13 protein-coding genes are annotated in these 12,628 nt (G+C 73.7%); 6 read left to right on the forward strand and 7 right to left on the reverse strand.

Features of this window, described 5'->3' with window-relative positions; translation table 11 throughout:
* Window positions 1–57: 57 nt before the first annotated feature.
* Window positions 58–987 carry an oxidoreductase gene (locus ACIRR8_RS20265; protein ID WP_404066451.1) on the reverse strand — a complete coding sequence of 310 codons (930 nt, stop codon included), beginning with the start codon at window positions 985–987 and terminating at the stop codon, window positions 58–60.
* A gap of 158 nt (window positions 988–1,145) precedes the next feature.
* Between ACIRR8_RS20265 and proP the strand changes: the two genes are divergently transcribed.
* Window positions 1,146–2,645, forward strand: coding sequence for a glycine betaine/L-proline transporter ProP (proP, locus tag ACIRR8_RS20270; protein ID WP_404066587.1), 1,500 nt, complete (start codon window positions 1,146–1,148; stop codon window positions 2,643–2,645).
* 3 nt (window positions 2,646–2,648) lie between these two features.
* Here the strand turns inward: proP and ACIRR8_RS20275 are convergent, their stop codons facing one another.
* The 4 genes from ACIRR8_RS20275 to ACIRR8_RS20290 form a co-directional block, all read right to left on the reverse strand.
* Window positions 2,649–3,131, reverse strand: coding sequence for an NUDIX hydrolase (locus ACIRR8_RS20275; protein ID WP_404066454.1), 483 nt, complete (start codon window positions 3,129–3,131; stop codon window positions 2,649–2,651).
* Window positions 3,132–3,160: 29 nt separating this feature from the next.
* Complete coding sequence (gene lnt, locus ACIRR8_RS20280) at window positions 3,161–4,747, reverse strand: apolipoprotein N-acyltransferase (protein ID WP_404066589.1); 1,587 nt, start codon at window positions 4,745–4,747, stop codon at window positions 3,161–3,163.
* Between the two features lie 75 nt (window positions 4,748–4,822).
* Window positions 4,823–5,386 carry a hypothetical protein gene (locus ACIRR8_RS20285; protein ID WP_404066457.1) on the reverse strand — a complete coding sequence of 188 codons (564 nt, stop codon included), beginning with the start codon at window positions 5,384–5,386 and terminating at the stop codon, window positions 4,823–4,825.
* A gap of 95 nt (window positions 5,387–5,481) precedes the next feature.
* Complete coding sequence (locus ACIRR8_RS20290) at window positions 5,482–6,267, reverse strand: glutamate racemase (protein ID WP_404066460.1); 786 nt, start codon at window positions 6,265–6,267, stop codon at window positions 5,482–5,484.
* Between the two features lie 58 nt (window positions 6,268–6,325).
* Here ACIRR8_RS20290 and ACIRR8_RS20295 point away from each other — a divergent pair, with 58 nt between their 5' ends.
* On the forward strand, window positions 6,326–7,525 hold the full coding sequence (locus tag ACIRR8_RS20295; RefSeq protein WP_404066462.1) for a glycosyltransferase: 1,200 nt from the start codon (window positions 6,326–6,328) through the stop codon (window positions 7,523–7,525).
* A gap of 39 nt (window positions 7,526–7,564) precedes the next feature.
* On the opposite strand, the gene ACIRR8_RS20300 is transcribed toward ACIRR8_RS20295, so the two are convergent.
* Both ACIRR8_RS20300 and ACIRR8_RS20305 read right to left on the reverse strand, forming a co-directional pair.
* Window positions 7,565–8,881, reverse strand: a complete 1,317-nt coding sequence (locus ACIRR8_RS20300; protein WP_404066465.1) for a TerD family protein — start codon at window positions 8,879–8,881, stop codon at window positions 7,565–7,567.
* A 77-nt stretch (window positions 8,882–8,958) separates the two neighbouring features.
* A complete protein-coding gene (locus tag ACIRR8_RS20305) occupies window positions 8,959–9,639 on the reverse strand; it encodes a 2-phosphosulfolactate phosphatase (protein WP_404066468.1) in 681 nt (226 codons plus the stop codon).
* Between the two features lie 261 nt (window positions 9,640–9,900).
* Between ACIRR8_RS20305 and ACIRR8_RS20310 the strand changes: the two genes are divergently transcribed.
* From ACIRR8_RS20310 to ACIRR8_RS20325, 4 genes are all read left to right on the forward strand, one after another.
* Window positions 9,901–10,080 (forward strand): hypothetical protein, encoded by a 180-nt coding sequence (locus ACIRR8_RS20310; protein WP_404066471.1) that lies wholly within the window; start codon window positions 9,901–9,903, stop codon window positions 10,078–10,080.
* Window positions 10,081–10,509: 429 nt separating this feature from the next.
* The gene (locus tag ACIRR8_RS20315) at window positions 10,510–10,989 is read left to right on the forward strand and encodes a DUF6643 family protein (protein ID WP_404066473.1); all 480 of its coding nucleotides are present in this window, start codon (window positions 10,510–10,512) and stop codon (window positions 10,987–10,989) included.
* A gap of 70 nt (window positions 10,990–11,059) precedes the next feature.
* Window positions 11,060–11,884, forward strand: a complete 825-nt coding sequence (locus ACIRR8_RS20320; protein WP_404066476.1) for an MOSC domain-containing protein — start codon at window positions 11,060–11,062, stop codon at window positions 11,882–11,884.
* A 58-nt stretch (window positions 11,885–11,942) separates the two neighbouring features.
* Window positions 11,943–12,542 carry a hypothetical protein gene (locus ACIRR8_RS20325; RefSeq protein WP_404066479.1) on the forward strand — a complete coding sequence of 200 codons (600 nt, stop codon included), beginning with the start codon at window positions 11,943–11,945 and terminating at the stop codon, window positions 12,540–12,542.
* The last annotated feature ends 86 nt before the right edge of the window (window positions 12,543–12,628 follow it).

The raw sequence follows: 12,628 nt of genomic DNA on the forward strand, positions 1-12,628 counted from the left end.
GAGAGCCTTGAGCTGACCGTACATCGCCATCTCTGTTCCCGCTGGACCGCCTCCCGCTCACACGAGGTCCCGGTCCAGTCCGGTCAGCCGCGCCGACGCGTCCCACAGCGCCCGCGCCATGTCCAGGTCCCGTGCCCGGTCGGACCTGCGGGCCGGCCCCGGCGCTCCCCGGGTCTCGCCCAGGCGCCCGGGGCCGTAGTACGAGCCGCCGGGCGCGTCCGGAAGCGTCGCGGCGTACAGCGCGGGCAGCGCGCCGGCGGAGGCGGGCTGGGTGTAGAGGCGCGAGGCCCGCTCCAGCTTCGCCGCCCAGTTCCGGCCGGCCAGCTTGGGTCCCGCCTGTCCCAGCTCCGTCGCGGAGAGGCCCGGGTGGGCGGCCAGGGCGAGCAGGTCCCGGCCCGAGGCGCGGGCGCGCCGGTCGAGTTCGGCGGTGAAGAGCAGGTTGGCGAGCTTGGACTGCGCGTAGGCGCCCCATTTGCTGTACCCGCGCTCGGCGTTGAGGTTGTCGAGGTCGATGCGGCCGATGCGGTGGCCGAGCGAGGAGAGCGTCACCACGCGGGCCGGTCCCGCCGCGCCGAGCACCGGCAACAGCCGGAGGGTCAGGGCGAAGTGGCCGAGGTGGTTGGTGCCGAACTGCATCTCGAAGCCGTCCGCCGTGCGCAGCGGCGGCAGGGCCATCACTCCGGCGTTGTTCACCAGCAGGTCGAGGCGGCCGTCGGCCTCCTCGGCGATGGTGTCGGCCGCCTCGGCGACGGAGGCCAGATCGGCCAGGTCCAGGCGGACGAGCCGGGTGTCGGAGCGCGGGGCGGCGCGGCGGACGGCCTCCAGCGCGCGCCGGCCGCGCTCGGGGTCGCGGCAGGCGAGCAGGGTGCGGGCGCCGGAGCGGGCGAGGGCGAGCGCGGTGACGGCGCCGATGCCGCTGTTGGCGCCGGTGACCACGGCGGTCCTGCCGGAGAGGTCGGGCATGTCGTGGAGGTTCCAGGAGTGCATGCCGTACGCCTCCCCTGCCGACGCCGGGTCACACACCGGACATCGCTACGGGCGGTGCCGGGTCACCCGTGCGGGCCGCCCGGGAGGCCGGTCGCGGGCGACGGGCCGAGAATCGGAAGGTGCCGCGCCGAGGGAACGACAACGCCGCAGTGGAGCGGATGGTCCGCACGGTCATCCGCCGACGGAAGAGGTCCCTGCGCGAGCAGGACGTGACCGTCACCGATCCGCCGAAGGTGCGCCGGGCCGTCACGGCGGCCGCCCTCGGCAACACCATGGAGTGGTTCGACTTCGGCGTCTACGCCTACCTGGCCGGAACGCTCGGCAAGGTGTTCTTTCCCTCCAGCTCCCCCGGTGCCCAGGTCGTCTCCACCTTCGCGACCTTCGCCGCGGCCTTCCTGGTGCGCCCGCTCGGCGGGTTGGTCTTCGGGCCGCTGGGCGACCGGGTGGGACGCCAGAAGGTGCTGGCGCTCACCATGATCATGATGGCGGCCAGCACGTTCGCCGTCGGCTTCCTCCCCACGTACGCGGCGGTCGGCTTCGCCGCTCCGCTCCTGCTGCTGGTCTGCCGTCTGGTGCAGGGGTTCTCGACCGGCGGGGAGTACGCGGGCGCCACCACGTACATCGCCGAGTACGCGCCCGACAAGCGGCGCGGCTTCCTCGGCAGCTGGCTCGACTTCGGCACGTTCGTCGGCTACTCGCTCGGCTCCGGTCTGGTCACCGTGCTCACCGCCGTCCTCGGCACCGACGGGATGGCCGACTGGGGCTGGCGCATCCCGTTCTTCGTCGCGGGCCCGATGGGCCTGATCGGCCTCTACATGCGGCTCAAGCTGGAGGAGACCCCGGCATTCCAGCGCGAGGAGGAGGCTCAGGCGAAGGCGCGTACGGAGAACGATCCGGTGGAAGAGGCGCGGCAGTCCGGGAAGGGCCGGCTCAAGGAGATCTTCACCCGCCACTGGCAGGCGGTCCTCATCTGCATGGGACTCGTGCTGCTCTACAACGTCACCAACTACATGGTCACGTCCTATCTGCCGACCTACATGTCCCAGACGCTCGGCGAACCGGAGACCACGTCCCAGCTGCTGATCCTGGGGACGATGCTGCTGGTGGTGCTGATGATCACGACGGTCGGCCGCACCTCGGACCGCTGGGGCCGCAGACCGGTGTTCATGGCGGGCAGCGTGGCCCTGATCGTGCTGGCCGCGCCCGCGTTCCTGCTGATCCGGCAGGGCGGGATCCTGCTGCCCGCCCTCGGCTGCGCGGTGCTGGGGCTGCTCCTGGTCTGCTTCGCGGGAACGGCGGCCTCGACGCTGCCCGCCCTGTTCCCGACCCGGCTGCGGTACGGCGCGCTGTCGATCGCCTTCAACATCTCCGTCTCGCTCTTCGGCGGCACCACGCCGCTGTTCGCCTCGGCTCTGGTGGAGGCGACGGGCGACGAGATGGTGCCCGCGTACTACCTGATGGTGGCCGGGGTGATCGGCCTGGTGGCCACGTTCTTCCTCCATGAGACGGCCGGGCGGCCGCTGCGCGGCTCGGGCCCGATGGTGGAGACGCCGGAACAGGCGCGGCAGCTGGTGGCCCGGAGCCGTACGACGGCGGGCCGGCAGGCGCGGGACGTCTGGCTGCGGGTCCGGAATCTGTGGCGGCCGCCGGACAAGTAGGCGTCAGGCGCCGACCGACGTCGGCTGGAACCAGGCCGGCCCCTCCGTGAGCGCCTGCTTGATGCGGAAGAGCGCGAACTCGGCGAGCGGCGGCAGTCCGTCCAGCGGGAACCAGCCCACCTCCAGCGACTCGTCGTCGTTGACCCGGGCCTCGCCGCCGGTGGCCCGGCAGCGGAAGGTGATGTCGAGGTACTGGCAGCGGTCGCCGTTGGCGTACTCCACCGGCTGGAGCGCCTGGGTGAGGACCAGGCGCTCGGCCACGCAGTGCACGCCGGTCTCCTCCAGCACCTCGCGCTCCGCCGTCTGCGCGGGCTCCTCGCCGGGCTCGGAGATGCCGCCGACGACCGACCACGCGCCGGTGTCCGCGCGCCGCCCGAGCAGGACCCGGCCCTCGTCGTCGAAGACGATGGCGGTCACCCCCGGCAGCAGCAGGAGCTGGTGTCCGGCGGTGGCGCGGATGGTGCGGATGAAGTCGGGAGTCGCCATGGATCCGAGCCTACGTGGCCGCTTCCGGACTACTTCGCGGTGCCCCGCCGTGCCCGTACCGCCGTCACACCGGCCCAGCCCAGGCCGACCACGGCCAGCAGCGCGATGACGCCCTCCGGCAGCGCACCCATCCGGGTGGCCGGGGTGAGCGAGGAGCGCAGCGGGACCTCGGCGACCAGGGCGTCGGGCGTGAACATGCCGCTGCGGTCGGCGATCGTGCCGTCGGGCCGGATGACCGCGCTGACCCCGCTGGTGACGGGGACGACGACGGACCGGCCGTGTTCGACGGCCCGGACCTGGGACATGGCGAGCTGCTGGTAGGTCATCTCGCTGCGGCCGAAGGTCGCGTTGTTGCTCGGCACGGCGATCATCTGGCCGCCGTGCAGGACGGTGTCGCGGGCGGCGTCGTCGAAGGCGGCCTCGTAGCAGGTCACCAGCCCCACCTTCGTACCGGCGAGGTCGAAGACGCCGACCTTCGTACCGGGGACGAACTCGCGCTGCACCCGGTCGACGTCCTCGCTGAAGAAGCGGGCGACGGTCCGCATCGGCATGTACTCGCCGAACGGCTGGATGAACCGCTTGTCGTAGGTGTCGACGGGGCCCTTCTCCGGGTCCCACTCGATGAGCGTGTTGCGCAGGCTGTCCGAGCCCTTCTCGACCACCGAGCCGACGACGGTCGGAACGCCGATCGCCTTCACCGCGTCGTCGATGACTTCGTACGCGTCGGCGTTGAGGTACGGGTCGAGGTCGGAGGAGTTCTCCGGCCAGAGGACGAAGTCGGGCTGCTTCGCCTTGCCTGCCTTCACCTCGTCGGCGAGCTGCGTGGTGCGCTTGGCGTGGTTGTCCAGGACCGCGCGGCGCTGGGCGTTGAAGTCGAGGCCGAGGCGGGGCACGTTGCCCTGGATCGCGGCGACGGTGGCGGTGCCGTCCTCTGCGGAGTCGTCGACCAGCGGGAGCGCGGCGAGCGCCGCCACGACAGGGACGAGGACGCAGGCGGCGGCTCCAACGGCGGCAGCGCGGTGCACCGTGCCGGAGGAGCGGTACGTGCGGAGGTGGCGCACGGCCGCGTACAGGCCGAAGCCGCACAGCACGACGGCGAAGGTGAGCAGCGGCGTGCCGCCGAGCGCGGCGAGCGGCAGGAACGCGCTCTCGGCCTGGCCGAAGGCGATCTTGCCCCACGGGAAGCCGCCGAACGGGATCCGGGCGCGGACCGCCTCGTCCAGGGTCCAGACGGCGGCGGCCCAGACCGGCCAGTACGCGATCCTGCTCACGGCGGCGATCCCGAGGCAGCCGACCGCGATGAAGAGCGCCTCGGCGGTGGCGAGGGCGAGCCACGGCACCGGGCCGACGTCCTCACCGGTCCAGTGCAGCAGCGGGAGCATGAAGCCGAGCCCGGCCAGCAGCCCGAGGCCGAAGGCGGCGCGCAGCCGGCGCCCGTGCAGGACCCAGCCGAGCAGCGCGAAGCCGGGCAGGACGAGCCACCACAGCGGCCGGGGCGGGAAGCTCGTGTAGAGCAGCACCCCGGAGAGGGCGGCGGCGGCCGGGCGCAGGAGTCGCCGCAGGATTCCGGCGGTACGGGGCGTCGGCGCGGGCCGCGGGTCGTCGACGGGGGTCATAGTGGCGCTCACCTGGCGGAGTCTACGGTGGGCGGCTGTGTGCCCGGGGCGTCGGCCTGTGGGGATCCCCCGAGGTCAGTCGCGGTCGCGGTCGGCGCGCGCGGGCAGGTGGAGGCGTGCGCGGATGAACCGTACGGCGGTCTCCGCGTCGTCCACCGTGACGGTGAAGGTGCGGCCGTCGCCGAGCCGCAGCGCCATGCCCTCGCCCTTGCGGACGACGACGGCGGTGCCCTGTTCGGGCCGCCAGCGGTAGCCCCAGCCGCCCCACTGGCGCGGGTTGATCTTGGGGACGTACTCCGCGCCGACCACATGGTCGAGCAGGATCCGGCGGCGCGGCAGCCCGGCGTGGCCGCAGCGGACCTCCAGGGCGTCGCCGTCGACCTTCACGGCCACATGGACGAAGGCGAGCGTCCCGAAGAGGATGAGCAGGCCGACGGCGAGGCAGCCGATGACGGACATCAGCAGCGGGGCGATCCCGGAGGACCAGGGCGAGACCACGGCGAGCTCGATGCCCAGAGCCATGCAGCCCGCGCCCGCCAGGGCCAGGAGCCACTGGGTGTGGTTGGTCGCGCGGCCGGTCCAGACGGTGGACGGTGCCTGTGTCGAGCCGTGGTGCGTGCTCCCGGAGTGGTCCGTCATATCCGCAGCGTACCCATGATCAAGCCGACCGGCCCGGGAGCGGCCACCGGGGGTACGGAGCTTGCGCGCGGTGCGGATCGGCGGAGAGCCGCAGGTCAGCGGGTTGGCGCGACCGACTGCAGGGTGCGGCCCTCCGCGTAGGCCAGGGCGGGCTCCGGCAGGGTGCCGGGGCGGCCGGCGAGCAGGACGGTGAGCGTGCCGGAGGGCGCGGCCGACGGGTCGGGTGCGGCGCCGATCCGGCGCAGCGCCTGCGCGGCCACGGCCCCGGCGGAGCCGTGCAGGACGAGGGGCGGGTGGCCGGACTGCTGGACGGCGGCCCGGATACGGTCGGCGACCAGCTCGTAGTGGGTGCAGCCGAGGACCACGGCCCGTACGCCCGGTGGGGTGAGGGCGGCGGCCGCGGCGACGGCGCGGTCGATGCCGGCCTCGTCGCCGTGCTCGACGGCGTCGGCGAGGCCGGGGCACGGGACCTCGGTGACGTCGACGGTTCCGGCGAACTCGGCGATCAGCCCGCGCTGGTAGGGGCTGCCGGTGGTGGCCGGGGTGGCCCAGATGGCGACCGGGCCGCCGCCCGCCGCGGCGGGCTTGATGGCCGGGACCGTGCCGATGACCGGCAGCGCGGGTTCCAGCGCGGCGCGGAGCGCGGGCAGGGCGTGGACGGAGGCGGTGTTGCAGGCGACGATCAGCGCGTCCGGCCGGTGGGCGGCGGCGGCGCGGGCCACCGCCAGCGCGCGGGCGGTGACGTCCTCGGGCGTACGCGGGCCCCAGGGCATGGAGCCGGGGTCCGAGGAGACGACCAGCTCGGCGTCGGGCCGCAGCCGGCGAACGGCGGCCGCTGCCGCCAGCAGGCCGATTCCGGAGTCCATGAGCGCGATCTTCACCCGGTCACCCTAGCCGACAGCCCTTGCGGACCGGGCTCGGTGGGGCAGACTGCGGCCAATGAGCGCCGTTGCCTGGATCGCCGTGGGTTCCCTGATCGCGTGGGTGTGGCTGCTGCTCGGGCAGGGCTTCTACTGGCGGACCGACCAGCGGCTGCCACGGCGTACCGACCCGGTGCGCTGGCCGTCGGTGGCGGTGGTCGTACCGGCCCGCGACGAGGCGGAGATGCTGCCGGTGAGCCTGCCGTCGCTGCTGGTCCAGGACTATCCGGGCGAGGCGCGGATCATCCTGGTCGACGACTGCTCCGGCGACGGCACCGGGCAGCTGGCCCGCGAGCTCGCGGCACGTTTCGGCGGGCTGCCGCTGACCGTGGTGGAGCCCGGGGAGCCGGAGGCCGGGTGGACGGGCAAGCTCTGGGCGCTGCGGCACGGCATCGCGCTGGCCAGGCTCCGGAAGCCGGACTTCCTGCTGCTGACGGACGCGGACATCGCGCACGAGCCGGACAGCCTGCGGGATCTGGTGGCGGCGGCCGGGACCGGAGGGCCGGACGGCTACGACCTGGTGTCGCAGATGGCACGGCTGCGGGTGGAGAGCTTCTGGGAGCGGCTGGTGGTGCCCGCGTTCGTCTACTTCTTCGGGCAGCTCTATCCGTTCCGCCGGGTGAACCGGGCCCGGTCGCGTACGGCCGCCGCGGCGGGCGGCTGTGTGCTGCTGCGGACGGAGGCGGCCGAGCGGGCGCGGATCCCGGAGTCGATCCGGCAGGCGGTGATCGACGACGTGTCGCTGGCGCGGGAGGTGCGGCGCGGCGGCGGCCGGATCTGGCTGGGGCTGGCGGACCGGGTGGACAGCGTGCGGCCGTATCCGGGGCTGCGGGATCTGTGGCGGATGGTGGCGCGGAGTGCGTACGCGCAGCTGCGGCACAGTCCGCTGCTGCTGGCCGGGACGGTGCCGGGGCTGCTCCTCGTGTACGTGGCACCGCCCGCGACCCTGGCGGCGGGTCTGGCGACGGGTGACGAGGTGGCGGCCTGGGCGGGTGGCGCGGCGTGGGCGGTGATGACGGCGACGTACCTGCCGATGCTGGCGTACTACCGGCAGTCGCCGTGGCTCGGACCGCTGCTGCCGCTGACGGCGGTGCTGTACCTGCTGATGACGGTGGACTCGGCGGTGCGGCACTACCGGGGTCGCGGGGCCGCGTGGAAGGGCCGCACCTATGCCCGGCCGGATCCGGACGGGACTGCGGGGGCCGCGCCCGGCCGGTGACGCCGTGGAGGCAGCTCTCCGGCCGGGCGGGCGGGCCGGTCACTTGCGGCCGGGCGTCCAGTTCATGCCCCAGCCATAAGCGGCGTCGATGGTGCGCTGCGGGCTGACACCGCGCTGCGGTACGAGGTAGCGGGCCTCGCGCTGCACGGTGAGGTCGCCGCCGTTGTTGGTGATCAGCGCGAGCGCGCAGACCGTGGAGGGCACGGTGCACTCGTCGAGGGAGAAGTCGATCGGCGCGCCGTTCTGCGGCTGGAGGGTGACCGTGGCGTGGAGGTCGGCGAAGCTACGGGCGCCTTCGTAGATGGTGACGAAGATCAGGACGCGGCGGAGCAGGTCCTTGCGGTCGAGGTTGACGGTCATGTTCTCGCCGGTGGAGAGCGCACCGGTGCGGTCGTCGCCGTCGAGGTGGATGAAGGGCGGCTGGGCCAGCGAGCCGAAGGCGTTGCCGAGGGCCTGGACCACTCCCTTGCGGCCGTCGGTGAGTTCGTACAGCGCGCAGAGGTCGAGGTCGAGATCGCCGTGCATCGCGACGGCCCGGCCGAGCTTGGCCCCCCAGCCCTTGAACTGCTTGCGCACCTCCCAGTTGAGGTTGACGCGGAGCGCGCCGGAGGTGCCGCCCTGCTTGGCGAGCGAGACGGACGGGGCCTCCTTGGTCAGCGTGACCTTGGAGAGCCGCACGGGCTGCGGAGGCGCCGGGGCCGGCGGCACGGGAGGGGCGGGCGGGGCGGCGTGGAGCGTCGGGGTGGGGGCGGGAGGCGTGGGCGGTACGGGGGCGGGTGCGGCGGGCCTGCTGGGTGCGGGCGGTGCGGCGGCCTGCTGCGGTTCGTCGACCGAGATGCCGAAGTCCGTGGCCAGGCCTTCGAGCCCGCTGCTGTAGCCCTGCCCGACCGCGCGGAACTTCCAGGCGCCCTGGCGCCGGTACAGCTCGCCGAGGATGAACGCGGTCTCGACGGTGGCGTCCGTGGCGTCGAAGCGGGCCAGCTCGGCGCCGCCCGCCGCGTCGACGACCCGTACGTACAGCCCGCTGACCCGGCCGAAGGTGCCGCCGTCCGCCGAGGCCGCGACGACGATGCGGTCGATCGCGGGCTCCACCCGGCCGAAGTCGACGAGGAGGGTGTCGGTGACCCCGTCACCGGCGGTCCGCTTGCCCTCGTGGCGGACGGCGCCGGAGGCGTGGGCCGGCTGGTTGTAGAAGACGAAGTCGGCGTCGGTGCGGACCTTGCCGGACAGCAGCAGGAGTGCGGAGCCGTCGACATCGGGAGCGCCCGCGGCGGCCCGCCATCCCAGCTCGACGCGCACGGTGCCCGCCGGCACCGGAACGTTGGTTCCCTTTTGCATGGTCATGCTCGCCCCCATCACGGTTCCGGCTGCCCGCAGGCCTTGCCCCACAACCTAATCCCTCCACCGGGCCGGCACGGGAATCGGTCCGACGGCTATCCCACGCCCGGGCAGGGGCGCAGGACCATGAGGGAGTCCTCCAGCGCCGCCACCATGGCGAAGGGGAACCGGTCGAGTTCGAGGCAGAGGGCGATGTCGTCGGCGTGGACACCCTGGCGGACGCCCTGTGCCAGCTCGACGGCGGCGCGCGAGTCACCGGCTCGGCGGAGGAACTCGGCCGCGTCCGTCCCGTCCTCGGTGACCCGCCGCGCGATGTACTGGGCGCACGCCAGGTCCTCTTCGGCGCGCCCGTCCTCGCCGGTGACCACGAACGTGACGTTGTCGGCCGCCCGTGCCCGCAGGGCCCGGGCCGTGGCCTCCGCCACCACGAACCCGGCGCAGAGCACCAGCGACGCGTCCTTCACCGCGAGCGCGCCGACCGTCCCGGCCGTGGTCTTCTGCACGACGGTCCGGCCGCCGAGGTCGAGGGAGCGCAGCAGGCCCGGCGAGTTGACGGCGTCGAAGCCGGGCGCGGGCGGGCCGTCCTTGAGCGCCGCCCACTCCGGGTGGCGGGACTTGAGCGACAGGACCTCGTCGAGCGACTCGGCGAGCACGATCTTCTCCGCTCCCCGGGCGAAGGCCCAGGCGGCCACGGTGCAGGCGCGCATGACGTCGACGACGACCGCTACGGACGGGACTTCGGTCAGCTCGGGTATGCCGAGGAACTGTGCTTTCATCCGGCCATGATCGCGTAGACCCGGCGCGCTTCCCGGACTTCCGTGGAGACCCGGGTGGTTCAGGTCGCAACAGGCTTACATCTGCGCTCAGTTCACCACTCGGGCATTCGACCGTTCGGAAATCCGGTCGCCGCCGCACAACTCGACGGCGGCCCAAGTCGCGGGTCGATCGGCTGAATTACGCGTCCCTGGGGTGTGTCCGGCCCTGATCCGCCGGGCCCTGGGCCGAGCGCGGGCGAGGGCGGCGGTGACGGGAGCCTGTTGGCCGGGCAGGTACGTGGCGGACCGGTCGGCCGCCAGGGCGAGGAAGGCGGTCAGGCCGCGCTCGACACCGCTGAGCAGGCGGCGGAGTTCGGAGGCGGGCAGTTCGATCTCCGGGCTGCCGCTCCGCTCGGCGTCGGCGGTGAGCCGGAGGCGGTCGCCGATGCGCTCGACCGGTGACAGGGATCGCGGCCGAAGCCGAGGAGGCCGTCGCGGGACTCCGTGGTCCCGGCGACGGGCCAGAGGCCGAAGCCGTCAGGTGTACGCGTCTCCAGGACCGGCCGCACGGTGATCACCCGGTGAGGTGTGCCGCATCCCCGCGCCGGCAATGCCCCGCCCGTATCGCCTTCGGAAGGGCCCGTATCGCCTTCTCGCGAGCCCGTATCTCCTTCCGGAGGGCCCGGATGACCGTTCCGCGAAGAGGCCGCACGTCGCCCTTTGTAGCCCGGCTGCCACTTCTCGTTGACAACGGCAGCCGTGTGGAAAGCCACCTGATTGGCGAACGATTAGCGATGTTTTGACACTCCTGGCCCACAGAACCCGCGTAAATCGGATGAGCCTAAGATTGGGGCTCCCCAACCGGCACATCGTGGGCTTAACTTAGGTGCCATGACCTCCCCTCGCTCCGCCTTCGGCGGCGGCTACTACGCCGCGTCGTTCCCCGACACTCCGATCTACGACTCCCTGGTCGCGGAGCGGGGCACCCCGCAGATCGCACCGATCCGCGTCCCTGCCGCGTACGACACCTCCAGCAGCTACCTGCCGGCCCTGCCGTCGGCGCTGCCGGCCCTCCCCGCGGCGCCGTCGCAGCACACCGGCTCCTACGGCTATCCGCAGCAGCAGCCGGTGCCGCAGTACCAGCAGGCCCCCGCGCAGAGCGCGCCGATGTACGGCGGTGGGCTGCAGAGCGCGCCGGCGCCGTACATCCCGCAGCAGCCCTCCGCGGTCCGCGGCTATCCGCAGCAGCCCCAGCCGCAGCGTCCCGCGCCCGGCACCGGCTACGAGTCGATGCGCCCGGCCTCGCCGCGGCCCGCCCCGTCGCCGTACGAGGACCCGTACAACCGGCCGTACCAGGGCCGGGGGTACTGACCCGCCGACCACGGCGGACGCCGCGGAAAGCCAGGCGTAAGCGGGGAAGATCGGCTGGCAGGATGGGCGCATGGCCAATCCCGCACTCCGGTCCGTCCACCGCTACCCGGTCAAATCGCTGGGCGTCCAGACATCCGACGAGGCCGCCGTCGAGCCATGGGGACTCGAGGGCGACCGCCGCTGGATGCTGGTCGACAAGGCGGCCCGGGTGATCACCCAACGTCAGCAGCCCTTCATGGCGCGGATCTCCGCGGTGCTGCTGGCCGACGGCGGGATCGCCCTCTCCGCTCCCGGCCATCCGCCGCTGCGGGTGGCGGTGCCGGGTCCGGAGCGGCCGGCCGAGGTGGAGCTGCACCGGGACACCGTCACGGTCGCAGAGGCGGCGGCCGAGGCGCACGACTGGTTCGGTGAGGTCCTCGGCACGGAGGCCCGGCTCGTCCATCTCGACGATCCGGCGCGCCGCAGAGCCGTCGACCCTCAGTACGCGCGCCCCGGCGACATGGTCTCCTTCGCCGACGGCTATCCGCTGCTGCTCACCACCACCGCTTCGCTGGACGCCCTCAACAACCTGATCGCGGCGGGCGACCGGCCGCACGAGGGACCGTTGCCGATGGACCGCTTCCGGCCGAACGTCGTGATCGGCTCCACCGACGCCTGGGCCGAGGACGGCTGGCGGCGGATCGCCATCGGCGAGGTGCGCTTCTCCGTGGTGAAGCCGTGCGGCCGCTGCGTGATCACCACCACCGACCAGCGGACCGCCGAGCGCGGCCGGGAGCCGCTGCTCACGCTGGCCCGGCACCGACGGGTCGGCAACCAGCTGCTCTTCGGCCAGAATCTGATTCCGGACGGGACCGGGGTGATCCGGGTCGGGGACCCCGTCACGGTCCTCGACTGAGGACGCGGGACACGAGGACGCGGGGACACGGGGAAGTCCGGACGGGAGGAACACCGGGGTGGGGGCGATACGAGCGGTCCTGCGGGGGCGGGGCAATCCGCTGCTGCGCGCCACCGACCGCCACGAGGCGTGGGTGACGCTCGGCGCGCTGGCACTCCTTGCGGTCGGCGCGCCGGCGGCCGGCTGGGCGGGCGGTGCGCTCGCCGAGGCCGCACTCCGGCAGGAGGTACGGGTCCAGCACGAGGAGCGGCGGGCCGTGACCGCGGTCGTGGTGGGCCCGGCACCGGAAGCACGGCGGTTCGCCGGTGACCCGGACGACGGGTCCGGGCGCTCCACCGTGGTGGCGGCCTGGCGGGCGCCGGACGGCACCGCACGCACCGGCGAGGTCACCACGGGGTCGCGGGCGCGGGAGCCGGGTGCGCCGGTGCGGATCTGGACGGACGGCGCGGGCCTTCCCGTACGGCCGCCGATGGACGCCGAGGCGGCCCGCACGCACGCGCTGTCCGGCGGGGCCGGCGCGTTCCTGCTCGCCGCCGGGTGCGTCGAGGCGGGCAGACGGTCCGCCGTAGGACGCCTGGTGCGACGGCGGTACGCGCAGTGGGACCGGGAGTGGGCCGAGGCGGGCCCCGACTGGGGCCGGGCCGGAACGGGCAGCTGACCGCCGGGGCCGGGCGGCCGGCACCAGCACCGCGACTCGTCAACTCCCGCCCCTCCCGCGCGCTACGGTGGTCCGACCGCGTCCGC

It is taken from the genome of Streptomyces sp. NPDC101178 (assembly GCF_044767965.1).
In the GTDB taxonomy this organism is placed as follows: Bacteria; Actinomycetota; Actinomycetes; order Streptomycetales; family Streptomycetaceae; genus Streptomyces.